Below are 23613 nucleotides of genomic sequence, written 5' to 3'. Positions count from 1 at the left end.
TTGTAACTTTTATAGTTACAAGAGTTTTTTAAAAAACACCTTCCATATGGAAGGTGTCACGATTCCAGCAGCCTTTGGGCGATATATTCTCCTTTTTTACAGCCCCCGGGACAGGCGAATAAGGAAGAGCCGATCGTTTGTGTGTATTCATTCAGCGCATCCTTTGCCGCCAAAGCCTTCAGCATCGGGACAAATTGGCGGTCCGGGTCTTTTTGAAAGCAGATAAACAGCAGGCCTGCGTCAACATAGCCCGTCTTCGGATCAATTCCGTCCGTATAGGAAAATGCCCGGCGCAGGATCTGTCTGCCGGTTGATTTTGCCACGCTGACATGCGAGTCGGCGGGAATTTGATTCAGCTTCACGGGATCGGTTTCCTTTTTTTGTCCGAAAGGCGCGCCCGAGCTTTTCACCCGCCCGAACGTGTCCTCTTGTTCCTTCAAGGATGAACGGTCCCATATATCTAAAAACATCTTAATTTTCCTAAACGCCATGTACGTGCCGCCCGTCATCCAGTCCGGCTCTCCTGATTGAACCCAAACGATCGAATTCATCAGGTTTTCATCCTTCGTGCTTTGGTTGCCGGTGCCGTCTTTGAATCCGAAGAGGTTGCGCGGTGTTTCTCCGTTTTTTCCGCCGCTTAAGAAACCTTTATTGAGAAAGCGGACTTCACACACACCCGATGCCTGTTTCATCAGGTTGCGCACCGCGTGAAACGCCGTTTGTTCATTATCCGCGCAGACCTGTATGACGATATCACCGCCGCCTTGTTTCTTATCGAGCTTGTCGTTAGGCATCGGCGGAATATCGGCGAGGTGCTTCGGTTTTTTATCTTTCAGTCCGAAGCGGTCCTTCCCGTCTTTCTCGAAAAACCCGGGGCCGAAGCCGAAGGTAACGGTCAAATTCGCCGGTGCCAGATCCTGCGACTCCCCGGTATTCTGCGGAGGCATATATTTATTTTTCTGTTCGCCTGACGGGACGGCGCCTGAAGTCAGCAGCTGCGTCAGGCTTGTCCATTGTTTGAAAAGGGAGATGACATCGGCTTTGTCGCTTGACATGACATCAAACGCCGCAAAATACACATACGTCTGATGGGCCGTTGTGATTCCTGCTTGGTGCTTTCCGTAAAAAGGAACGATTTGATCACGATCATGTTTTTCATCATTCTTCTTTGAAGCGGTGGCCGCCGGTTTGAAGAGCGGCGCGAGTCCTCCGAGGCCGCTCGCTCCGACAGCGACGGCTGCGCCCGCGACGGCGCCCCACTTCAGGACATCCCGTCTGTGGATCTGTTTTTCCTTGTTATGTTCATCGCTCATGCTGTGTCTTAACTCCTTTTAAAGCACATCGGCAATCTTCGACATGGTTTCAGAAAGGGCCGTCAGCTTCGTGCTTATCTCTCTGATTTGATCTGTACTTAATGTATCACAAGACGTATACGATTGATCGCACGTTTTGTATTTCGACATCAAAACTTCAAATTCGCTGAATTCCGCATTAAGTTTTTCCGTGACCTCGAAATGATCTCTCACTGCGCGCTATTCACTGTTTTATAGAGGGCTTTTGAGCCTTCGGCGCCGACGGTGATTGGTTCAGGCGTCACTTTGAGAGAAGCGATAGAGCCGTCAAACGCTTCGGTCGATATTGCAAGCTGATTGCTCTGTTCTTGACATACGGCTTATATTCTCCAAGTCCGTCACTGCCTTTTTGCACACACAGAAAAAGGGCCGCCCTATCGGGACAGCCCTGCTTTGGAGCGCCGAATTTCCTCTGAAAACTTCCGCGCCGCCGCTTTTGGATCTTCGGCTTGGCTGATGGCGCTGATCATGCTGACGCCGTCTGCACCCGCTTCAATGACGGGCGCCGCGTTGTCAGCCGTAATGCCGCCGATTCCTACAATCGGAATGGTGATGCCCTGACGCCGTACCTCTTCAATCAATGTAACGCCCTGCACGGCTTCAGCATCTTTTTTTGTTTCGGTCGGATAGACCGGGCCCATTCCGACGTAATCGGCTCCGGCTTCTTCCGCCCGCTTCACCTCGGAGACGTTATGTGCTGACACACCGAGAATCATATCGCCGATTGCCGCTCTCGTTTCTTCGGCGTCTGCGTCATCCTGTCCGATATGCACTCCGTCCGCCTCAAGGCGCAAGGCCAATTCGACATCATCATTAATGATGAAAGGAATCCCGGCCTGCCTGCAGACATCCTGCACCCGCTTCGCGAACAGGACACGTTCATCCCCTGTTAAAGAACCGCTCCCCTTTTCCCGAAATTGAAAAAGCGTAGCGCCGCCCTCAATTGCTTTTTTCACCACGGAAACCGGGTCTGCGCTTGTATTGTTTGATCCCATAATAAAATAAACCGATAACATATCCTTCATCATTTCCCGAGAAATACGCGTCATTTTTCTATCACCCTTTCAATTGCGGCAAGCTCGGCCGCTTCTTGTTCTGAGATGCTTGCCAGCTTGTTTAAAAGCTCAATCTGGAAGCTGCCCGGCCCCTTATGGGAGGTGTCCAAAGCGGCAAGCTGAGCGGCGCTTCCGTATACAGAAACGGCTGAAACGGCCGCTTGCAGAACGTCCTGCCCCGCTGCGCAGAAGGCTCCGATTACAGACGTCAGCAGGCATCCCGCCCCCGTCACCTTCGTCAGCAGTTTATCACCGTTATGTACGGCGTATGTATCGGTGCCGTCGGAGATGACGTCGGTTTTTCCGGTAATCGCAATGACCGTCTTCAGCCCGCTTGCAGCCGTCTTAGCGAGCTGAACCACATCTCCTCCGGCTTCCCCCGCATCCACGCCTTTTATCTTCCAATCAGGGGCGCCGGCAATATTGGCGATTTCCGCGGCATTTCCGCGAATGACGGACAAGCGGACCTCCTGTATGATCTTGCGGGCTGATGCCGTCCGAAACGGCGTGGCGCCGGCGCCTACCGGATCAAAAATGACCGGAACACCGTTTTCATTGGCCGATTTTCCGGCTGCGATCATAGCTTCAACCGACGCCGAGCTGAGGGTGCCTATGTTCAGGACGAGCGCTCCGGCGATTTTCGCCATGTCGGCGGCCTCCTCAATTGCATAAGCCATAACGGGTGATGCGCCGAGCGCGAGCAGTCCGTTAGCGGTGAAGTTCGTGACGACATTATTGGTGATACTGTGAACGAGCGGGTTTTGATCCCGCACTTTACTCAAGTGTTGAGCTGCGGTTTGTGCGTCCATGTCTAATCATCCTTTTTTCTCTTTTTCGGATTCCATAAATATGATTTCGTATGCTCCAGCCAGGCTCTGGCGGCAAAGGACATATAGCGGTCCTTCCGCCAAATGATGGCTAAGTGCCACGGAATGACCGGATGAACGAGCGGAATGGTTCTGACTTTGTCAGGATCAAGACCGCGGCAGATTCTTTCCGGCAGCAGGCCGATACCGAGATTGGCGGATACCATTTCGCTGATAAAGTCCCACTGTGACGTTTCATAAATGACGTGCGGCCTGAATCCGGCTTTCACGCATTCCGTCATAATTCGATTATGAAGGACAAAATCCTCCCTGAAAAATATGAACGGCTCTTCTTTCAATTCATGAAGATTGCATTCTTTCTCGTCAGCGAGCCGATGTGACGGATGGACGACGAGCATAAGGGTTTCCTTGACGATTGTGAAGGTATGAAAAATCTCTTCATTCGCGGGAAGGACGACGACCCCGATATCAAGCGAGCCGTCCTCCACCCCTTGCTGCACTTTAATAGAGCCGTCCTCAACAAGCTGAAACGTCACATCGGGATATGTGACGCGGAAGTCACCGAGCACTCTCGGGAAAAAGCCGGACCCGATCATCGGCGGAAGACCGATGCGGACGTGCCCTTTCTTCACTTCCATAATATCGTTCAGCTCTGACGTCAGGTTTTGGAATGACTTTGTGATTTCCTGCGCCTGCACATACATGCTCTGCCCGGCGTCAGTCAGTTCAACTTGCCGGCCATTGCGGTAAAACAGCTTAATGCCGAGCTCCGTCTCCAGGTTTTTAATCATTTTTGAGATTGTCGGCTGTGAAACATACAGAGACTGCGAAGCCTTCGTAAAGCTTTTCAAACGGGCCACTTCCAAGAAATACGTTAAGTGCCGTATATCCATTACATTTCATCCTTTCTATAGACAAAAGGAATACATATTATTCTTTATATGTATTTTACCTATAGCAAAACCTTCTGTACAATATAAATATAAGGGAGGCATCATTATGAAAAAATTGCTGCTTACCGTTATTCAAATCGCTCTGCTGTTTATATTTGCGCGTCTGATCAATTGGGTCACGGCGGCTCTTCATATAAATATTCCCGGCAGTATAATCGGGATTGTGATTCTTTTCACATTATTGCACTTCAAGATTATCAAACTTGAATGGATTGAGCTTGGCGCAGCATGGCTCCTCGGTGAGCTGCTGCTGTTTTTCATCCCGTCTGCCGTCGGAGTGATTGAATACGGAGATATTATGTCTAAATTCGGCGTAAGCATTTTACTTGTCGTCGTCATCAGCACATTTGTCGTGATGGTTTCAACAGGTACGCTTACACAGCTGATAGCAAAAAGAAAGGAGAAAAAACAAACGTGTTCATCGGAATCATAAGTTTATTCTTAACTGTCTTAGTGTATTTGGGCGCGAAAAAACTCTACATTCGTTTTCCGCGGGTGTATACGTCGCCGCTTCTGATTACGCCCGCTGTTTTGGTCGTCCTGCTGCTTCTTGTCAATGTCCCGTATCAGACATACAATCTCGGCGGCGGACTGCTGACCGATATGCTTCAGCCGGCAACAGTGGCGTTCGCCATCCCGCTTTATAAATATTTCCCGATTTTAAAGAAATACGCCGTGGAAATTATTTTGAACGTAGCGGTCGGTTCATGTATCGCCATTCTGTCAACAGCCTTTATCGCAAAATGGTTCCATCTCGGCAGCAGCTTAGTCGACAGTCTCGTGCCGCGATCCGTGACGACGCCGATTGCCATGAACGTTTCAGAAATGATCGGCGGGATGCCGGCCGTTACAGCGGTTTTCGTCATTTTAACAGCTTTATTGGGAACGATCATCGGGCCGATGGTCATCCGCTATTTCCGCATTGATAACGAAATTGCCCGGGGCGTGCTGCTCGGAACTAGCGCGCACGGAGCGGGAACATCTAAAGCATTTGAGCTCAGCTCCGTATCAGGAACGATCTCAAGCGTGTCCATGATTCTCGCCGCGATTATGACACTGTGCGCGGCCCCGATTTTGCTTTCGTTTATGTCATAAAAGACTGCTCCTTACAGAGCGGTCTTTTTTTAGTTGCCATGAAGAATTGATTTGTCTGTCCTTCATAAAAAGACGAAAACACGATATGATAAGACATGAAGTGAAAAGACTGAAGAACGGATGTGTCATATGAACGGCCAGCAGCGAAGCAGCATCAGAAAAGGACTTGAAGTCGATATCGTCCTGAAAGCCGATCAGCGTTCAGGAAAGCTGACAAGAGGAATCGTCAAGGATATTTTGACGAACTCAAGCTTCCACCCGCGCGGCATTAAGGTCCGCCTTGAAGACGGGCGAATCGGCCGGGTGCAGCACATTATTGAATAGAAAAAAGCCGGAGCTTCACGCCCGGCTTTTTTTCTTTAATTTCAGCAATGAAATCCTCATATGTTCTCCCTTTATATACAAAAAATTTTTAACCAACTATTGACTCTTACGTTGCGTAATACTTTAGAGTAGCCATTAAGGAGGCGGCAAACGTGATGGGTATGAAAGTAAAAGAAGTAGCTGAACTGATTGGAGTAAGCATACGCACTCTCCATCATTACGATCAAATTGGATTATTGACTCCTCAGGAAACGACCGATTCCGGTTATCGGCTTTATTCTGAAGAGAATCTTGAACAGCTGCAGCAGATACTATTTTTCAAGGAGCTCGATTTCTCCTTAAAAGAGATTAAAGAAATCATTACTAATCCTTCATTTAACCGAAGGGAAGCATTCATTTTACAAAAGAAAATGTTGATTGAGAAACGGAATAGAGTCGATAAGATGATTGAAACCATCGATAAATCAATCAAACATATGATGGGAGAGATTTGCATGACGAACAAAGAGCGGTTTGAGGGAATGAACTTCAATCATAATCTTTATGAGCAAGAAGCCCGCAAACGGTGGGGTGATCAACCTGTCGATAAGGTAAATATTAGATTGAAAAACATGACTGATGGTGAGCAAAAAGATTTATCTGATAAGTGGATTGCAATGTTCAATAAATTTGCACTCCTTATTAACCAATCTCCCGATTCCCCAGACGTACAAACAGCTATCAAAGAGTGGTTTGATTTTCTCAATGAAAATTTTGGTGAATATTCTTTTGATGCCTTTTACGGATTAGGTCAACTCTATATTGAAGATGAACGCTTCACTAAGAACATCGACCGGTATGGTGAAGGGTTGGCGAAGCTCATGAGTGATGCCATTACAATTTATATAGATACTCAAAAAAAGGGTGGTGCCCATTAAAATCATTATCGAGGATACAATTGGGCGGAGGGATTAGTGAGGCCACTTTACTCGGCACAGATGAGATACTAAGTAATAGCGGTTTTTTTCTTTAAACAGTAAGATATGAAGATTATTTTGTCCCGTATTAAAGCGATGGAAGAGGGTTTTCTTTTCCCCCTCTTTCCACGCTATAAATGATCATCCTATTTTTTCCGCAAGAAAACAACCTTCAAATAGTTCCCTTCTTTAAACGCCGGAATCGTTTTGAAATCTTCCGGAAGCGTGTATTCTTCCAAAATGTCGTAACGCTCATTTGTTTCTTTAAAGGCGGTCTCTATAAAACCTTTAAATTTCTTCATATTGAAGGCGCTGCTGTTTGTCGAAGCGACGATGATGCCGTTTTTTGCGGTGATGGCGATCGTTTCCTTCAGCAGGTTTTTATAATCTTTCGCCGCGCTGAACGTCCGTTTTTTTGTGCGGGCGAAAGAAGGCGGATCAAGGATGATGAGGTCAAACGCCAGCCCTTTTTTCTCCGCATAGCCGAAGTATTTGAAAACATCCATGACTTTAATGTCATGCGCCTCATAATCAATTCCGTTGGCGCTGAACTGTTCAATCGTTTTTGCGAGACTGCGGTTGGCGACATCGACGCTTGTCGTTTTCTCAGCTCCGCCAAGCGCCGCCGCAACGGAAAATGCCCCCGTATAAGAGAACGTATTCAGCACCCGTCTGCCGTTTGCATACTTGTCCCGAATCGCTTTGCGTACATGACGCTGGTCTAAGAAAATGCCCGTCATCGCCCCATCGTTTAAATCCGCCGCGTACCGTATGCCGTTTTCTTGAACAATGACCGGAAAATCCCCTCTTTCGCCTTTGACAAAATCGTCGTCTTCCACGTATTGCCCGGCAGTATCGAATCGTTTCTTTTCATAGATTGCTTTATAAGAAAGCTCCAGTCCGTCAATCGCCTCAATCATGCTGTCCTTATAAGCGTAAATGCCTTTACTGTACCATTGAATCAGCAGATAACCGTCATAAAAGTCAATCGTGACGCCGCCGATGCCGTCGCCCTCACCGTTGAAAAGCCGGAACGCCGTCGTATCGGGCGCCTTAAACAGATGAGTTCTTGCTTCAGCCGCTTTTTTCAGCTTGTCCAGAAAGAAACGTCCGTCGATCCGTTCATCTTTCGCGCGGGACAGCACCCAGCCGACTCCTTTATTCTGCAAACCGTAATAGCCTTTTCCGATAAACTCACCCTTCTCGGATGTCACATCAAAAAGATCGCCCTCTGTTAAATGAGCCGAGCTTCCGGACAGAGCGTCTTTTTCAATCAGGGGGAATCCTTTTTTCAGCTTTCCGGCAAATGTATCTTTCACTGTAAGTAGCTTCATTGTGCATTCCTCTTTCGTTTTGCTTTCTCTTATCGTACCATAAAACATGATCAACACCGCATTGTCCCGAAAAATTCAAAACAGGGGGAAAACCATGACAGCCAAAAGAATCGACCATACAGGCATTATGGTCAAAGATATTGAAACATCCATCGCCTTTTACCAAGACGTTCTCGGTATGCAGTTAAAGGATCGTATCACTCATACGAACGGCATTATTGAACTTGCCTTTCTCGGCTTTCAAGAAGGGCCGGAGACAGAAATTGAGCTGATCCAGGGCTACAGCAGCGAGCTTCCCGCAGAAGGAAAAGTGCACCATGTCGCTTTATTGACTGAAGATATCGCGGCGGAGTTCACGCATGCGAAGCGTCAGGGCGCCGTATTCATTGATGAAGAAATCACGACGCTTCCGAACGGATACCGCTACTTTTACATTGAAGGACCTGACGGAGAATGGATCGAATTTTTCCAGCGTTAAAAAAACGGGCGAAAGCGCCCGTTTTTTTATGTTTCTTCTGTGACGTTTTGTTCCGCCGCCCGTTCCTCTCTCCATTTTTGAAGATCCCAAATTCGGAAAAACGGATAATAAATGATAAATGTAATCAGGAGATTGATCAGCTGCATGACCGAACCGGAGATTTTCCCGCCCGTCGCCAAATAACCGGAAATCAGCGGCGGCATCGTCCACGGCACGGCGATTCCCGCCGGTTTTGCCACCATCCCCGTGCTCATCCCGATGTACGTCGCCGTAATGGTCAAGAGCGGCGCAACAATAAAAGGCACGATTAACAGCGGATTCATGACGAGCGGCATCCCGAAAATAATCGGTTCGTTAATGTTAAAAATCGCGGGCCCGATGCCAAGACGGCCGAGCTGTTTCATCTGTTTGCTTCTGGAGCGCACAAGCATGGTCAGCACAAGGGCAAGCGTCGCTCCGCTTCCGCCGACATTAATCCATATTTGAAAGAACTGTGTCGTAAAAATGCTCGGCAGCGCTTCTCCCGCCTGAAAAGCCAAACGGTTGGCGTCCATCGCCCCGTACCAGATCGGCGACATGACGCCGCCGATTATGGACGCGCCGTGTATGCCGCACGACCAAAGCAGCATTTGCACGAATTCGGCGATAAGACTTCCGCCGAGACTCCCGCCCAAAATAGACAGCGGGGTGCCCAGCAAATCGCCTACGACATTGTGGAGGCTTTTAAAAGGAGTCATTTCAATAAACAGACGGGCCAGCCATACAAGCGTAATAATAATGAAACCGGGGATGAGCGCAACGAACGATTTGCTGACCGCAGGCGGCACTCCGTCAGGCATCTTAATGACGATATTTCTTTGTATAATAAACCGGTACACTTCCGTAGACAGCATTGCAATGATCATCGCGACAAACAGACCTTTGCTTCCGAGCAGCGAAATCGGTATGCCGCCTCCCACCATAATCTCTGTTGACGAGCCATCAGGGATAAACGGAATCTGATACGGCGTCGCCAATAAAAAGGCGGCAAGGGCAATGGCTCCCGACGACAGGGCATCCACCTCATAGCTTTCCGCAAGCCGGTAAGCAATCCCAAAGGCGGCGACAAGCGCCATAATGTCAAAGGACGCATTCACGGGATACCCGAGCTTTTCAACCCAATTTTCACCGAAAAGACCAGCCATAAAATCGGCATAACCGGGAATCGGAAGACTCGTCAGAATCAGAAAAACCGATCCGATGATGATAAGCGGCATAGTCAAAATAATGCCGTCCCGCAAAGCTCTTAAGTGCCTTTGGCCGGCGACTTTTCCGGCGACAGGCATGATTTTTTCTTCCATGACCCGATTGAACGTACTCATTTATCAAAAACCCCCTTTTTGAGTTCATTGCGCAGATGTCTTAAAGCATTTTCTCCATCATATTTTGGAAACGCTTACATTTGCATACAGAAATTTTCCTTATCCCTCAGGAAAAAAAGAATTCCGCACTGCCGATATATAAAGAAAAAGGGGGAATCGCAATGTATCACACCCTGAAACCGATAATGGCCGCGGCCTTGTGCGTCGGACTGTTCTCCGCCGCGGCGCCCGCGCACGCCGAGACGCACGCCGAGACGCACGACCGGGACGTTATCGTGGTGTACAAAAATCAAAACGGCAAGGAATCCGCCATAGACAGCGGAGCGGATGTGGAACAGACCTATCAGCATCTCCCGGCAGTCGCCGTATCAGCCGATTCACAAACGGTGAAAGACCTGAAGCAGGACCGTGACATCTTATATGTAGAAGACAATGTATCCTTTCAGGCAGCAGGCGGTTCTGATATCCGCCCGTTATCAGCGGCCCAAAGCAGCAGTTATGCGCTGCCGCAATGGGATATAGAACCGACTCAGGTCAAGCAGGCGTGGAAAGAAGGCTTGACGGGGAAAAAGGTGAAAGTGGCTGTCATTGACAGCGGCATTTATCCTCATGATGACCTTTCCATTGCCGGAGGCTATTCCGCAGTCAGTTATACTTCCTCATACAAAGATGACAACGGACACGGGACGCATGTCGCCGGAATCATTGCGGCCAAACATGACGGATACGGCATTGACGGCATCGCGCCGGATGTCCGGTTATACGCGGTTAAAGCATTAGACAGAAAAGGTGCGGGAGATCTTAAAAGCCTTCTTAAAGCGATCGACTGGTCGATCGCCAATAAAATGGACATCATCAATATGAGCCTCGGGACAAACGCAGACAGCAAAAGTCTTCACGACGCCGTTGACAAAGCTTACAAAAAAGGAATCGTGATCGTAGCCGCCGCAGGAAACGACGGCAACAAAAAACCCGTCAATTATCCGGGCGCCTACAGCAGCGTAACGGCAGTCTCAGCGTCAACTGAAAAAAACGGGCTCGCGTCTTTTTCCACGACCGGAAAACAAATTGAATTTGCCGCACCCGGCACAAATATTACGAGCACATATCTGAATCAAATGTACGCCACGGCTGACGGCACATCTCAAGCCGCGCCGCACGTCACCGGCATGTTCGCGCTGCTCAGGCAGAAATATCCGGAGGAAACAAATACACAGCTCCGGCAGCAGATGCAGCAAAACGTCAAAGATCTGGGCGCTCCCGGACGTGACAGCCGATTCGGGTACGGACTGGCGCAATATCACACAAAGCAAAAGAGCTTTGCCGAACGGGCCGTAATAAAAGCGGAAAAAACGAAAAAGCAAGCAGATATCAATGAAGCAAAAACGGCAGTCAGCAAACTGTCCAAGTCAAAAGGAAAAACCGCTCTCGAGGCGCGGATCAATAAAGTTCAGACGGAAAGAAATGTGACGGACGCAAGAGACAAAGTCCGGACTGCCGAAAAACAAAAGAAAAAAACCGCCGTCAACGCCGCACAAAGCGCCATCCGCAAATTACCGGCCGGTTCAGAGAAAAAAGGGCTGCAAAAGCGGCTGAACGCTGTCAACTCAAGCCTTTTGAAAACAGCTGAGGCCAGCGTCAAGCAGGCGGAAAAAAAGACCTCTGAAGCCAACACCGCCAAAGCCCAAAAAGCAGTCAGCGAAATCCAGCCGGGAAAAGAAAAAACCGCTCTGGAAAAACGGCTTGGCCGGATAAAAGATAAACTCAACCTGCAGCAGGCAAGGGACAAAGTAAAAACGGCGGAAAAAACCAAGACGAAAAAAGCAAAATCAGCGGCGCAAACGGCAGTCAGCCGATTGAAGCCGTCTGCCGAAAAGACCAGCCTGCAAAAACGCGTGCGTGCGATTCGGGTGAAATAATAAAAAAACGCTTGTGAGCCGGTCAACGGCTTCACAAGCGTTTTCATCACACCTGCCTATTGGTTCATGGCCGGGCGGTCAATCGTGTTCCATTTCGTAAAGGACATATATCGGAAATAATGATCACGATACGGGTGCGAAGTGCCTGTATTCCAAGGCTTGTCCCCGCCGCAGAAATGGACGATGGCCGGTTCGGCACGTGTTTCTCTATAACGTATACGGTCGATCAGTTCAGGAGGCGTTTTCTCATTCATGATAATATGCGTCTGCGCGTTCCAGCGCGGATGCAGTTCATGCCATTGATCATATAAAATCGCGTTAAGCGCGTCCTGATCATGAAACACGAGAAAATCCTCCGAGCTGTTATCATTGATAAAATCAATCACTTTTTTAGAAATATTCTGTTTTCTCCAAGGTTCGAAATCTATAATCATAATACCGGAATTAAAATACTTGGCAGTGTCGCTGATATTCATTTTTTTCAGTCTTTCATGCTGTCCGGCATCTTCTACCGCCGCAACTATTGCCGGGGAAATATCCAAGTCCCATAAAACCGAAATATCTTCCATCACAATTGCATCGCAATCGATGTAAATCATCCGCTTTACGGACTCATCCTTAATTAAATCAGGGATAGAAATGCGGTAATAAGCCGCTTTTGTAATGTGGCTGCTTTCGACTGCATGCTTGTATTGATCAGCGTCTACTTCTAAAAATTCAAGCGGCGTTCCGAATGACATCGCGGTCTGTTCAAGCTTGTCCTTGTTTTCGGCAGTAATTCCGCCGTCGATCACATATAATTTGGCATTCCTTGTTTTATCCATATTCATCAATAAAGAAGCGAACATCCCACCCAAATGACGAGCATAATTATCATCGGCACATGATACGATATGCATTGTTTCATTCTTTCCCACTGATATTCATCTCCCTTTTTGTTGTACAAATGTCTTTCCCTTTTTTAAAAAAGTAAACCTCGATCTTACACATTTTTTCTGCGGGAATGTGCTGTTTGCGATTTGATATCTATTGCATTCTCTGTTCAAATTCAATCAGGATTTCAGCCTGAATCATCGTCAGAATAAATCGCGCGGGAAAGCGAAAACACCTAAACATAAAAACAACCAGCCGGACTGCACATAAAAGCGGTCCGGCTGGTTGTGACGGGTCAATCGTTTAATCGACTTCTTTCTTAATCCCAAGCATCTTTTCGTCTAAATAATGGGCGATGTCCGCCGCTTCCTTCAGCTCGTCGGTCAGATGCTTTGGGACTTCGTTATTTAATTTGTAATAAATTTTGTGTTCAAGGCTCGCCCAAAAATCCATGGCGATGGTGCGGATTTGAATTTCCGCCTTCACATATTCCACACGATTCGTCAAATAAACGGGAATTTCAATAATCAAATGCAGACTGCGGTAGCCGTTCGGCTTCGGATGTTTGATATAATCCTTCACCTTTACGATCTTCAGGTCCTTATGCTGCTTCAGAACCTCAGCGACATTATAAATATCGGAAATAAAGGAACAGATAATCCTGACACCCGCGATATCATGAATATGCTCTTTCATTTCCTGCGTCGTCACATCGCAGCCTTTTCGCATCAGTTTATTGACGATGCTTTCAAAACTTTTCACGCGTGATTTTGTATGCTCGATCGGGTTATGCCCGTGAATCAGATTATATTCCTGGCTGATGATAGAAAACTTCGTATCCAGCTCATCTAAAGCGAATTTATAAACTAATAATTCATTTTTCCAATCTTCCATGACCGTTTTTAAATCATCCATATGGGCTGTTGACAAGTCCATTTTTTTCATCTCCTTGCTTTGCTGTCCATATATGAGACGGGTCAGTCCGCGGTCAGGTTCTTTACAATATCGTGAAGATTATGTCATAAAAAAAAGCAAATGCCGATTATGGCATTTGCCCTTTCATTTGATCAGCGGAAATAACTGATCAGGAGTCCGATTGAAAGCAGGAATCCGAAGAATGTATTGGTTTGCGCCGTTGATTTCATCGCAATAATCATGTTCATCGGCATTTCGTTTTTCACAAAGCCTTTCACGGCCTGAACGGGTTTCGGCACGCTCAAAAAGACCAGGAACAGCCACGGGCTTGTGTAACCTATGATGACAAGACCGACGATCCAGATGTAAGCGATGGCAAAAGATGCGGCCAGTATCATAACGGCCCCTCTATGCCCCATCAAAATGGCCAGCGTTTTACGTCCGCCTTTTTTATCTTCCTCAATATCACGAATATTGTTGGACAGGTTAATCGCTCCGACCAGGATGGCGATCGGGATGGAAATCAAAATGCTCTGTTCATTAATTCTGCCTGTCTGAATGAAGAAAGAAATAAGGACAAATACAGAGCCCATGCAAATGCCGGAGAACAGTTCCCCGAACGGTGTATACGCAATCGGCAGCGGGCCGCCCGTATACAGATAGCCGATCAGCATGCCGGCAAGGCCGATAGCCGCAAGCCACCAGCTGCTGCTCATGCAGATATAAACACCGAGCACGAGGGCAATCGCATAAGAGCCGAGCGCCAGCTGCAGAATTGTTTTCGGCTTCATGCCGTGGCGGACGATCGCTCCGCCGATACCGACGGAATCCTCCGTATCTAAACCGCGTTTAAAATCGTAATATTCATTGAATAAGTTCGTGGCGATCTGGATCCAAAGACAGGAAAACAGCATGGCCAAAAACAGCAGGAAATCAACCTTTACGTAAAACATCGCCAATACGGTGCCGAGAAGTACGGGCACAAACGATGCCGTCAATGTATGAGGGCGGGTTAGCTGCCACAAAATGCGGCCCATGCTTTCTTTCTCGGGCGTCTTTTGGCTGCCCCCCATATTGTTTTGATTCATTTTCCTCTTCCTTTCTATTAAAAGGCTTTCACAGTCAGCCGATAACAGTAGTATTGAATTGGGGTTTTCACGTTTTCTGCTACCTTATCTATCATAATAATTTCTTCCTCATTTCACAAGATGCGGCGCTTTATCAGCTATCCTGCCGGAAACGGCTTTTCGCCCTTCTCCATTGGGGTTCGGCACAAGCCTGCTTAAGAAAAAGCCGCCAAAATTTTTTTACCTCGTTTATATTTACGATAAGTTAAAAATCCCGCCTGAACAGCGCTTTTTTAGTATGATCATTTTCCAATTTATACATGCGTGTTTTCCATCCTTTTGTTTCTCATTCATTTTTAAGGAAATTTTAAGCTTAGGATATTAGACATATTTTGAAACTTTTTGTTAATCTAATCGTCATATACTGGTGTAATTATTGAATACGCGGGGAAGGAATTTTGAATATGATGCAAAAATTAAAACGTGCTTATGAAAATACATTGATCAAATGGACGTTTCATACGGGCTTTTATTTTCTGATATTAGTATTGCTCTTTTGGATGTATGGATTTCATACAGCGAATACCGGCACTTATATTTACAACGATTTCTAATCGGGGAGGATAACTATGAAACTACTTGATGCTATAAAAACATACGCAGACGCCAAGCCGCAGGCCATAGCGTTTCGTTCCTTAGATCATTCCCTCACTTACGGGGAATTATGGGATTTGTCGGAGCGGGTTGCGTCCGGCATTCAAAAACATACAGCTGACGGTTCGAAAGCGCCTGTCCTGGTTTACGGACATATGGAGCCGAATATGATCGTTTCTTTCTTGGGAAGCGTCAAAGCGGGCCGCCCTTACATCCCTGTCGATGTTTCCATTCCGGCGGAGCGGATCGTCAAAATCATTGAAAGCTCAGGCGCAGAGCTGCTTATCAGCGTATCGGGCGATGCAGTCGATACGGGAAGCAATCTGATTAAAACCGTTACGCCCGAAGAGCTTGCAGCTGACGGAGATGCAGACCTCAGCCGTGAGAACTGGGTAAAAGAGCTGGATACGTTTTACATTATTTACACGTCCGGCAGCACGGGAAATCCGAAGGGCGTACAAATATCGGCTGATAACCTGCAAAGCTTCACTGACTGGATCTGCAGGGATTTTCCTGTGGGCGGGGGTAAGACATTCTTAAACCAAGCTCCGTTTTCTTTTGATTTATCTGTCATGGACATTTTCCCGTCGCTTCAAACGGGAGGTACGCTGCACTGCGTAACGAAAGACAAAATCAATAAACCGAAAGTACTATTTGAAGAGCTGGAGAAATCCAAACTGAACGTGTGGACATCGACGCCGTCTTTCGTCCAAATGTGTCTGATGGACCCCGGCTTTACGCAGGAGCTCCTGCCTGAGGCAGAAGTATTTATGTTTTGCGGAGAAGCGCTTCCGGCTGCCGTGGCACAGGAACTGTTAAACCGTTTTCCGAAGGCCCGCGTATTCAATACATACGGCCCGACTGAAACAACGGTTGCCGTCACCTCCGTTGAAATTACGCAGCAGATTATCGATGAAAATGAATCTCTGCCCGTCGGTTTTGCAAAACCCGATATGAATATCTTCATCATGGATGAAAACGGGAATAAGCTTCCGGACGGAGAAAAAGGGGAAATCATCATCGCCGGCCCGAGCGTGAGCAAAGGCTATCTCGGTGAACCGTCTCTGACGGAAAAAGCGTTTTTCTCAATTGACGGCCAGTGGGCATATCACACGGGTGATGCCGGTTATGTTCAGGATGGTCAGATTTTCTGCCAAGGACGCCTTGATTTCCAGATTAAGCTTCACGGCTACCGCATGGAGCTGGAGGAAATCGAAGTACATGTAAGGCAGTCTCAATATGTGCGCACGGCGGTTGTCATCCCGTATCAGCCTAACGGACCAGTCGAATATTTAATCGCCGCCATCGTGCCTGAAAAACATGATTTTGAAAAAGAATTCCAGCTGACAAGCGCCATTAAGAAAGAACTGGCCGCTTCGCTTCCGGCCTACATGATTCCGAGAAAATTCATTTATCAGGATCACATTCAAATGACTGCGAACGGAAAAATCGACCGTAAACGCATTGGCGAAGAGGTTCTTGTATGACGCCTTACAGCTCGTTTTTCTTCTTTATCTTACTTGGAATCCTTCTTTTGCCGACGATTATTTTAGGGCTGAACGGCAAGAGATTCCAAGGATACAACATGTTTATATCCATCATCGTATTGGCTTTGATTTTCGCGCATGATCTGCACGGCGTGATCGCACTATGTATCTTTACGCTGTGGCAGGTGCTTTTAATCAGGGGTTATCTCGCTTACAGACTGAAAGCCAACAGCGGCTTTGTCTTCAGTATGGCCGTGATCGCGTCCATTTTACCCCTGTTTTTATCTAAATTATGGCCGTTTTTCTTCCCGCCGGCGCCTCATCACCCGGTTCATAACCTGATCAGTTTCTTAGGAATTTCTTATTTGACATTTAAAGGCGTCCAGCTGATCATGGAAACGAGAGACGGACTGATTAAAGAAAAAATGCCGCTTCACCGCCTTTTGTACTTTATTATGTTTTTCCCGACCATTTCTTCCGGCCCGATCGACAGATACCGCAGATTTGCCAAGGACGAACAGAAAGTATGGACAAAGGGAGAATACGCTGATTTACTGTATACCGGCATTCATAAAATTTTTATCGGTTTCTTGTACAAATTCATTATCGGATATGCGATTAACACGTATTTCATTATGAATCTGTCTCATATCACCCACAGTAAACTGTGGGGTAATGTGCTGTACATGTACGGATACAGCTTGTACCTGTTTTTTGATTTTGCGGGTTACACGATGTTTGCAGTCGGTGTAAGTTATATCATGGGTATCAAATCTCCGGAAAACTTTAATAAGCCGTTTATCAGCAAAAACATTAAAGACTTCTGGAACCGCTGGCACATGTCCTTATCCTTCTGGTTCAGAGACTACGTATTTATGCGCTTTGTATTCTGGATGACAAAGAAAAAATGGATAAAGAACCGGATGGCCGTCTCGAACATCGGGTATTTCCTGCTGTTCATGCTGATGGGCGTCTGGCACGGACTCGCCCTGCAATATATTGTATACGGCCTGTACCACGCCGTATTAATGACCGGGTATAACTTTTTTGAGAAATGGAATAAGAAATACAAGTGGCTGCCCGCCAATCGTTTTACGGCCTTTTTAGCCATCGTCATCACATTCCATTTCGTATGTTTCGGATTTTATATTTTCTCAGGAAAACCATTTCATCACTAAAGGAGATTGAAAACACATGGAATTTAAACAGGAAGTATTAGACGTATTAGCTGAAGTTTGTCAGGAGGACGCTGTGAAAGAAAATCCTGATATTGAAATCTTTGAAGAAGGACTGCTTGATTCTTTCGGAACAGTAGAACTGCTGGTCGCCATCGAAAACCGCTTCGGCATTACAGTGCCGATCACTGAATTTGACCGTGACGAGTGGAATACGCCAAACAACATTGTAAACAAACTGACTGAGTTGAAGTAAATGAAAAAGCGTTTCTTTGGACCAATTATTTTAGCGTTTGTCCTGTTTGTCGGAGCTATCGCAGTTCCGGCTTCATGGCTTACGCGCTTCATTCCTGAAAAACGTGTCGAAGAGTCGGCGGCGGCCTTAAATCCGAATATGTTCCAGGGGCTCTATCTGCAAAACAAAATGTTCGAAGACTCGAAGTATATGCCGATTTTCGGTTCTTCCGAGCTTTCAAGACTGGATGAGTTTCATCCGTCCAACTATTTCCAAGTGAACAACCAAGGCTTTACGCCTTATCTTGTCGGAAAAGGCGGGGACCAATCCTTGATACACGCCGTGAACTTTGCGGCGCATTATCAGCAGCTGAAGGGCAAAAAGCTGGTATTCATTGTTTCTCCGCAATGGTTTATCAAAAAAGGTTCTGATGAACAGCACTTTGCGCCGAATTTTTCATCACTTCAAGCATTGGATTTAGCATTTAATAACCAGATTGATCCCGCGGTCAAAAAGAACATGATGAAGCGCATGCTCCGTTTTAAAGTCGTTCAGCATGATGCCGTCCTTTCTGAATTATACAAGGGAATGGTCAACGGACAATCATGGAAAGTGAAAGCGGTCATGCCGGCTGCCAAAGCTTATTATTCTCTGCTTGAGAAAAAAGATCTTTATTATTCAATGGGAGAAACCAAGGGCCCTGAACGGACGATCTCTGAAAACCTGAAAGGGAAATCGTGGTCAGAGTTAAAAACAGCTGCCGCTCAATTAGGAGAACGGAGCTCCAAGTCCAATCCTTTCTATATCGATGACGCTTCTTATAAAAAGATTAAGAAGAAAGTAAAGAGAGTGAAAGGAATCAACAAAGGAAGAACGTACGCCAAATCAGTCGAATATCACGACTTTGAGGATATGCTGGACATTCTGAAAGATGCCGGCGCTGAACCGATGTTCGTGGTTATTCCGGTCAACGGAAAATGGTATGACTACACCGGCTTCCCGAAAAAAGGCCGGACTGATTACTACAAAAAAGTCACTAAGCAAATTAAAGCGAAGGGCTTTCAGGTTGCCGACTTATCCGGGCACGAATATGATCCCTACTTTATGAAAGACACCATCCATATCGCCTGGAAGGGCTGGGTGTACGTCGATAAAGCAATGGAGCAGTTTTACAAAACCGGCAAGGTGACGGTTCACTGAGCACGGTGATGACAGAATACGTAAAAACGAACACGCAGGGGGCATTCTCTCCCCTGCTTTTTATGTGATTTGATTTTTTCACAAATTTGAGGAAAACTATTGCGAATATTTGTTGAAGGTATACAATAGAATATAAATTATTTTCAAATAAGTTTGACAATAACACCAATAGGGAGACAGAACATTATGAAACAAGACATTCGTGTTGAATTGACTTCAGCCAAAAAACCGAAACCGGACCCCCATAACCTTGCGTTCGGCAGAATTTTCACCGACCATATGTTTGTTATGGATTACGACGCCGGTCAAGGCTGGTATGATCCGAGAATTATCCCTTATCAGTCCATCTCAATGGATCCTGCGGCCATGGTTTATCATTACGGCCAAACCGTTTTTGAAGGGCTTAAAGCGTATGTAACGAAGGATCAGGAAGTGCTTCTGTTCAGACCGGAGAAAAATATGGAGCGCCTGAACCAGTCAAATGACCGCCTTTGCATCCCGCTCATTGATGAAGAGCTTGTTCTTGAAGGCCTGAAACAGCTCGTAGCCATCGACCAAGACTGGATTCCGAAAGCGGAAGGCACTTCCCTTTATATCCGTCCGTTTATTATTGCGACTGAGCCTTTCCTCGGTGTAGCGGCATCCCATACGTACAAGCTGTTTATCATACTTTCCCCGGTCGGCTCTTATTACAAAGAAGGCATTAAACCGGTAAAAATCGCCGTGGAAAACGAATTCGTGCGCGCCGTCAAAGGCGGCACCGGGAATGCGAAAACGGCCGGCAACTACGCTTCAAGCCTGAAGGCGCAGCAGGTTGCGGAAGAAAAGGGATTTTCCCAGGTTCTATGGCTTGACGGCATTGAGAAAAAATACATCGAAGAAGTCGGCAGCATGAACATCTTCTTCAAAATCAGCGGCGAGATCGTGACGCCGGAGCTGAACGGAAGCATTCTTGAAGGAATTACGAGAAATTCCGTCATCACCCTTCTCAAACATTGGGGACTGACTGTGTCTGAGCGGAAGATTTCGATCGATGAAATCATCCAGGCGCATCGTGACGGCCGATTGGAAGAAACATTCGGAACCGGTACGGCGGCGGTCATTTCTCCGGTCGGCGAACTGATCTGGAATGATGAAAGTCTTGTCATCGGCAGCGGTGAAACCGGAGAGATCTCGAAGAAATTGTACGATACCATTACAGGCATTCAAAAAGGCGCGGAAGCCGACGTGTTCGGCTGGACGACGAAAGTCGCCTCACTAAGCGAATCAAAATAAGCAAAAAACCCGGAAGCGAATCCGGGTTTTTTTACTGCTCTTATGCTTCAATCGACTTAAAGAAATGGGGCAGATGTTCTTTGTGGGCCTCAAGCATTTCATCCAGAATGGCCTTTGCCACGGAGTCTGACGGGACAAGAGGGTTGATCGTCATCGCAAGAAGCGCCGTTTGATAATCTCCCGTGACGGCTGCTTCAGCGGCGACGCGCTCAAATGATTTGATTTGCTGGACGAGTCCGCGGACAGACACCGGCAGATCACCGACGGCGATCGGTTTCGGACCGTCTTTCGTCATGACGCAGTTCACTTCGACCGCTGAGTCATTCGGAATGCTGGCGATCGCGCCGTTGTTTATCGTATTGACGGGCTGGATATCATGTTTGTCGTTATAGATGGAGCTGATCAGGTTGCAGGCCGCGTCACTGTAGTACGCTCCGCCCCGTTTTTCCAGCTGCGGCGGTTTGATGGCGAGATTCGGATCTTTGTACAGTTCGAACAGTTCTTTCTCAACCTTCTGCACGACCTCGGCGCGTGTGCCCTCCGTCTGTGACGCTTCTATTTCATGCTCGAGCATTTCTTTCGTTTTGAAATAATAGCGGTGGTAGCCGCAAGGAATCAGATCGAGCGCCTTCAGGAATTCAGGCTCCCATTCCGCTCCGGAAATATTTTTCATCGTCATGGCGTTTTCCGGGTCTCCCATGGCTTCAATGACTTGATCCTTCACGCTGACGCCGTCTAAGAAAACATCTAATCCGAAGACCATGTGATTCAGCCCGGCAAATTGCACTTCGATCCGGCTGACATCCACATCCAATGCTTTTGCGACGCCCATTTTAATGCCGATCGGCACATTGCAGAGGCCGACGACTTTTGTCAGGTTCGAGTAGCGGAGCAAGGCCTCGGTAACCATGCCGGCAGGGTTTGTGAAATTCACAAGCCATGCATTCGGGCAAAGCTCTTCGATGTCTTTCGCGATTTCCAGAATAACCGGGATGGTGCGCAGCCCTTTGAATAAACCGCCCGGACCGTTTGTTTCCTGGCCGATTACGCCGTATTTTAACGGAATCCGTTCATCTTTGGCGCGGGCCTCAAGAAGGCCGACGCGGAATTGAGTCGTTACGAAATCCGCATCCTTCAAGGCTTCTCTCCGGTCAAGCGTCAAGTGAATCTCTATCGGAACACCCGCTTTTTCGACCATGCGTTTTGCAAGCGTGCCGACGATATTGAGTTTTTTCTCGCCTTCGGGAATGTCGACGAGCCATAATTCTCTGACAGGCAGTTCCTCATAGCGCTTAATGATGCCTTCCACAAGCTCCGGTGTATAGCTTGAACCTCCGCCGATCGTTACAATTTTAATTCCTTTTGTCATATTTTTGCTCCCCCTTGCAGACTCACTTTTTCGTAAATCTCGACTAACTCAGCGGCCAAGTCTTTCACGGTCATGGCATTCATTAAATGATCTTGCGCATGCACCATTAAAAGCGTCATGTCTGTTTTTTCTCCGCCGGCTTCATTTTGGATCAATTCTGTCTGGTAATGATGGGCTTCGGTCAGTTCCCTTGCGGCTTCCTGCAACTTTTCTTCCGCCATGGCTCTGTCCCCCCGCTTTGCGGCGGCAATGGCTTCCATTGATGCGCTTCTGCCGTTGCCGCCATGCAGGATGATCTGAAAAATGGTCTGTTCCATTTTTTCATTCATGTGTTTCACTCCCTTTCTCTACAGCACGGCTTTTTCGTCTCCCTGTACGGCTGGCGCCTGCGATTGTTCAAGTTCGTTTTCTTCTTTCAGCTTTTGCGAATCCCACATTCTGAAGAACGGATAGTACACGATAAAGGCTGTGATGATATTAATCGCCTGCATGACAGCCCCTGATATTTTTCCGCCCGTGGCAAGATAGCCGGAGAAAATCGGCGGCATCGTCCATGGGACGGCAATGCCGGCAGGTTTGGCGACGAGGCCAGTGCTCATGCCGATATAGGTAAAGACCAGTGTGACAAGCGGTGTGATAATGAACGGAATGAGAAGCATCGGGTTCATGACGATCGGCATTCCGAAAATAATCGGCTCATTAATATTAAAGACAGCCGGCCCGATGGCGAGTTTCCCAAGCTGCTTCATCTGCTTGCTTCGCGAACGGAGAAACATGGTGACCACGAGCGCCAGTGTCGCGCCGCTTCCGCCGATGTTGATCCAGATTTCAAAGAACTGCTGGGTGAAAATATTCGGAAGCGCATCGCCCGCCTGAAACGCAATCCGGTTGGCATCCATCGCTCCGAACCAGATCGGCGCCATGACGCCGCCGACAATGTTCGCCCCGTGTAATCCGCACGCCCACAAGAGCATTTGAACCGCTTCGGCTACCAGGCTTCCGCCGAGACTTCCCCCAAGAATCGAGAGCGGCGTCCCCAGTACAACGCTTACAATGTTATGAAGGCTTTCAAACGGCGTCGCTTCGACAATTAAACGCGCACCCCAGATCAGAAAGATGACGGCAAAGCCGGGAATTAAAGCGACAAATGATTTGCTGACCGCGGGAGGCACGCCGTCCGGCATTTTGAAGACGAAATTCCGCTGGATGATCAGGCGGTAAATTTCCGTCGACAGCATGGCGATGATCATCGCGACAAACAGCCCTTTGCTTCCCATGAGAGACAGCGGGATGCCGCCGCCCACCATGATTTCCTCTTTGGCGCCGGAAGGCAGAAACGGAACTTTGTACGGCGTTGCCAAGAGAAACGCCGCCAAAGATATCGCACCGGCCGATAATGCGTCCACCCCGTATTTTTCGGCCAGGCGGTAGGCGATTCCGAAAGCGGCGACAAGGCCCATGATTTCAAAGGTCGCATCAACCGGATATTGCAGTTTTTGAGACCAGGCGCTTCCGAACGTCTTTGCCATGAAATCCGCATATCCCGGAATCGGCAGGTTGCCGATGATCAGAAAAAACGAACCGATGATGATAAGCGGCATGGTGAGGATGATTCCGTCACGCAATGCTTGCAGATGCCGCTGGGAGGCAATTTTTCCGGCAATGGGCATGACTTTCTCTTCTAAAAACTGGTTCACCTTATTCACACG

24 protein-coding genes and 1 pseudogene are annotated in these 23613 nt (G+C 47.5%); 12 read left to right on the top strand and 13 right to left on the bottom strand.

Translation table 11 applies throughout. The features are described from left to right. Window positions 1-56 precede the first annotated feature (56 nt). From efeB to cidR, 5 genes and pseudogenes are all read right to left on the bottom strand, one after another. Window positions 57-1313 carry an iron uptake transporter deferrochelatase/peroxidase subunit gene (gene efeB / locus ACWJJ4_RS01415; RefSeq protein ID WP_146283954.1) on the bottom strand — a complete coding sequence of 419 codons (1257 nt, stop codon included), beginning with the start codon at window positions 1311-1313 and terminating at the stop codon, window positions 57-59. Between the two features lie 18 nt (window positions 1314-1331). After that, window positions 1332-1654, bottom strand: a pseudogene (locus tag ACWJJ4_RS01410) (Efem/EfeO family lipoprotein); the annotation flags it as partial. Between the two features lie 72 nt (window positions 1655-1726). After that, entirely contained in the window at window positions 1727-2401 is a 675-nt protein-coding gene (thiE, locus tag ACWJJ4_RS01405) for a thiamine phosphate synthase (protein WP_003150910.1), read from the bottom strand. Beyond that, entirely contained in the window at window positions 2398-3216 is an 819-nt protein-coding gene (thiM, locus tag ACWJJ4_RS01400; RefSeq protein ID WP_146283953.1) for a hydroxyethylthiazole kinase, read from the bottom strand. The genes thiE and thiM overlap by 4 nt, the downstream gene beginning before the upstream one ends. A gap of 2 nt (window positions 3217-3218) precedes the next feature. Continuing rightward, a complete protein-coding gene (cidR, locus tag ACWJJ4_RS01395; protein ID WP_426720671.1) occupies window positions 3219-4127 on the bottom strand; it encodes a cidABC operon transcriptional activator CidR in 909 nt (302 codons plus the stop codon). A 106-nt stretch (window positions 4128-4233) separates the two neighbouring features. On the opposite strand from cidR, the gene ACWJJ4_RS01390 reads away from it, so the two are divergent. The 4 genes from ACWJJ4_RS01390 to ACWJJ4_RS01375 all read left to right on the top strand — a co-directional run bounded on the left by ACWJJ4_RS01390 (window position 4234) and on the right by ACWJJ4_RS01375 (window position 6523). Then, on the top strand, window positions 4234-4620 hold the full coding sequence (locus ACWJJ4_RS01390; RefSeq protein WP_007407725.1) for a CidA/LrgA family holin-like protein: 387 nt from the start codon (window positions 4234-4236) through the stop codon (window positions 4618-4620). Beyond that, window positions 4602-5282 (top strand): CidB/LrgB family autolysis modulator, encoded by a 681-nt coding sequence (locus tag ACWJJ4_RS01385; RefSeq protein WP_012118753.1) that lies wholly within the window; start codon window positions 4602-4604, stop codon window positions 5280-5282. The genes ACWJJ4_RS01390 and ACWJJ4_RS01385 overlap by 19 nt, the downstream gene beginning before the upstream one ends. Before the next feature lie 129 nt (window positions 5283-5411). Further along, window positions 5412-5606, top strand: coding sequence for a YwbE family protein (locus ACWJJ4_RS01380; RefSeq protein WP_003150901.1), 195 nt, complete (start codon window positions 5412-5414; stop codon window positions 5604-5606). 155 nt (window positions 5607-5761) lie between these two features. Continuing rightward, a complete protein-coding gene (locus ACWJJ4_RS01375) occupies window positions 5762-6523 on the top strand; it encodes a MerR family transcriptional regulator (protein ID WP_146284630.1) in 762 nt (253 codons plus the stop codon). Between the two features lie 185 nt (window positions 6524-6708). Here the strand turns inward: ACWJJ4_RS01375 and ACWJJ4_RS01370 are convergent, their stop codons facing one another. Continuing rightward, window positions 6709-7896, bottom strand: coding sequence for a class I SAM-dependent rRNA methyltransferase (locus ACWJJ4_RS01370; RefSeq protein ID WP_146283952.1), 1188 nt, complete (start codon window positions 7894-7896; stop codon window positions 6709-6711). A 94-nt stretch (window positions 7897-7990) separates the two neighbouring features. Between ACWJJ4_RS01370 and ACWJJ4_RS01365 the strand changes: the two genes are divergently transcribed. Beyond that, complete coding sequence (locus tag ACWJJ4_RS01365; RefSeq protein ID WP_003150894.1) at window positions 7991-8374, top strand: VOC family protein; 384 nt, start codon at window positions 7991-7993, stop codon at window positions 8372-8374. A gap of 26 nt (window positions 8375-8400) precedes the next feature. Here the strand turns inward: ACWJJ4_RS01365 and celB (ACWJJ4_RS01360) are convergent, their stop codons facing one another. Beyond that, complete coding sequence (gene celB / locus ACWJJ4_RS01360; RefSeq protein ID WP_094247389.1) at window positions 8401-9735, bottom strand: PTS cellobiose transporter subunit IIC; 1335 nt, start codon at window positions 9733-9735, stop codon at window positions 8401-8403. A 161-nt stretch (window positions 9736-9896) separates the two neighbouring features. On the opposite strand from celB (ACWJJ4_RS01360), the gene ACWJJ4_RS01355 reads away from it, so the two are divergent. Continuing rightward, window positions 9897-11654: a S8 family peptidase gene (locus ACWJJ4_RS01355; protein ID WP_326374907.1), complete on the top strand. Its 1758-nt coding sequence runs from the start codon at window positions 9897-9899 to the stop codon at window positions 11652-11654. Between the two features lie 56 nt (window positions 11655-11710). On the opposite strand, the gene ACWJJ4_RS01350 is transcribed toward ACWJJ4_RS01355, so the two are convergent. The 3 genes from ACWJJ4_RS01350 to ACWJJ4_RS01340 all read right to left on the bottom strand — a co-directional run bounded on the left by ACWJJ4_RS01350 (window position 11711) and on the right by ACWJJ4_RS01340 (window position 14530). Continuing rightward, on the bottom strand, window positions 11711-12571 hold the full coding sequence (locus ACWJJ4_RS01350; RefSeq protein WP_003150888.1) for a glycosyltransferase family 8 protein: 861 nt from the start codon (window positions 12569-12571) through the stop codon (window positions 11711-11713). 259 nt (window positions 12572-12830) lie between these two features. Further along, window positions 12831-13463, bottom strand: coding sequence for a GTP pyrophosphokinase (locus ACWJJ4_RS01345; protein ID WP_007407732.1), 633 nt, complete (start codon window positions 13461-13463; stop codon window positions 12831-12833). 131 nt (window positions 13464-13594) lie between these two features. Next, window positions 13595-14530: a 1,4-dihydroxy-2-naphthoate polyprenyltransferase gene (locus tag ACWJJ4_RS01340; protein WP_454021373.1), complete on the bottom strand. Its 936-nt coding sequence runs from the start codon at window positions 14528-14530 to the stop codon at window positions 13595-13597. A gap of 443 nt (window positions 14531-14973) precedes the next feature. On the opposite strand from ACWJJ4_RS01340, the gene ACWJJ4_RS01335 reads away from it, so the two are divergent. The 6 genes from ACWJJ4_RS01335 (at window position 14974) to ACWJJ4_RS01310 (ending at window position 20535) form a co-directional block, all read left to right on the top strand. Next, window positions 14974-15123, top strand: a complete 150-nt coding sequence (locus ACWJJ4_RS01335) for a teichoic acid D-Ala incorporation-associated protein DltX (RefSeq protein ID WP_003150882.1) — start codon at window positions 14974-14976, stop codon at window positions 15121-15123. 15 nt (window positions 15124-15138) lie between these two features. Further along, entirely contained in the window at window positions 15139-16650 is a 1512-nt protein-coding gene (gene dltA / locus ACWJJ4_RS01330) for a D-alanine--poly(phosphoribitol) ligase subunit DltA (RefSeq protein ID WP_070082563.1), read from the top strand. Further along, window positions 16647-17828 carry a D-alanyl-lipoteichoic acid biosynthesis protein DltB gene (gene dltB, locus ACWJJ4_RS01325; RefSeq protein WP_012118762.1) on the top strand — a complete coding sequence of 394 codons (1182 nt, stop codon included), beginning with the start codon at window positions 16647-16649 and terminating at the stop codon, window positions 17826-17828. Before dltA ends, dltB begins: the two co-directional genes overlap by 4 nt. Before the next feature lie 16 nt (window positions 17829-17844). Further along, window positions 17845-18081 carry a D-alanine--poly(phosphoribitol) ligase subunit 2 gene (gene dltC, locus ACWJJ4_RS01320; protein WP_003150875.1) on the top strand — a complete coding sequence of 79 codons (237 nt, stop codon included), beginning with the start codon at window positions 17845-17847 and terminating at the stop codon, window positions 18079-18081. Next, window positions 18082-19260, top strand: a complete 1179-nt coding sequence (gene dltD, locus ACWJJ4_RS01315; protein ID WP_015387523.1) for a D-alanyl-lipoteichoic acid biosynthesis protein DltD — start codon at window positions 18082-18084, stop codon at window positions 19258-19260. It abuts the gene before it with no gap. A 183-nt stretch (window positions 19261-19443) separates the two neighbouring features. Continuing rightward, window positions 19444-20535, top strand: a complete 1092-nt coding sequence (locus ACWJJ4_RS01310) for a branched-chain amino acid aminotransferase (RefSeq protein WP_025853645.1) — start codon at window positions 19444-19446, stop codon at window positions 20533-20535. Window positions 20536-20575: 40 nt separating this feature from the next. Here ACWJJ4_RS01310 and licH read toward each other — a convergent pair whose 3' ends face one another. Genes licH through celB (ACWJJ4_RS01295) form a run of 3 tightly spaced genes read right to left on the bottom strand, consistent with a single transcriptional unit; the run spans window position 20576 to window position 23610 of the window. Next, entirely contained in the window at window positions 20576-21904 is a 1329-nt protein-coding gene (gene licH / locus ACWJJ4_RS01305; protein WP_003150870.1) for a 6-phospho-beta-glucosidase LicH, read from the bottom strand. Beyond that, window positions 21901-22233 carry a PTS lichenan transporter subunit IIA gene (licA, locus tag ACWJJ4_RS01300; RefSeq protein WP_003150867.1) on the bottom strand — a complete coding sequence of 111 codons (333 nt, stop codon included), beginning with the start codon at window positions 22231-22233 and terminating at the stop codon, window positions 21901-21903. Before licA ends, licH begins: the two co-directional genes overlap by 4 nt. 18 nt (window positions 22234-22251) lie before the next feature. Beyond that, entirely contained in the window at window positions 22252-23610 is a 1359-nt protein-coding gene (gene celB / locus ACWJJ4_RS01295) for a PTS cellobiose transporter subunit IIC (RefSeq protein ID WP_039253354.1), read from the bottom strand. Window positions 23611-23613 lie beyond the last annotated feature (3 nt).

It is taken from the genome of Bacillus sp. JK62 (assembly GCF_053663455.1).
The sequence above is the reverse complement of the archived record's forward strand: the minus strand, read 5'-3'. Positions and strand labels throughout refer to the sequence as shown.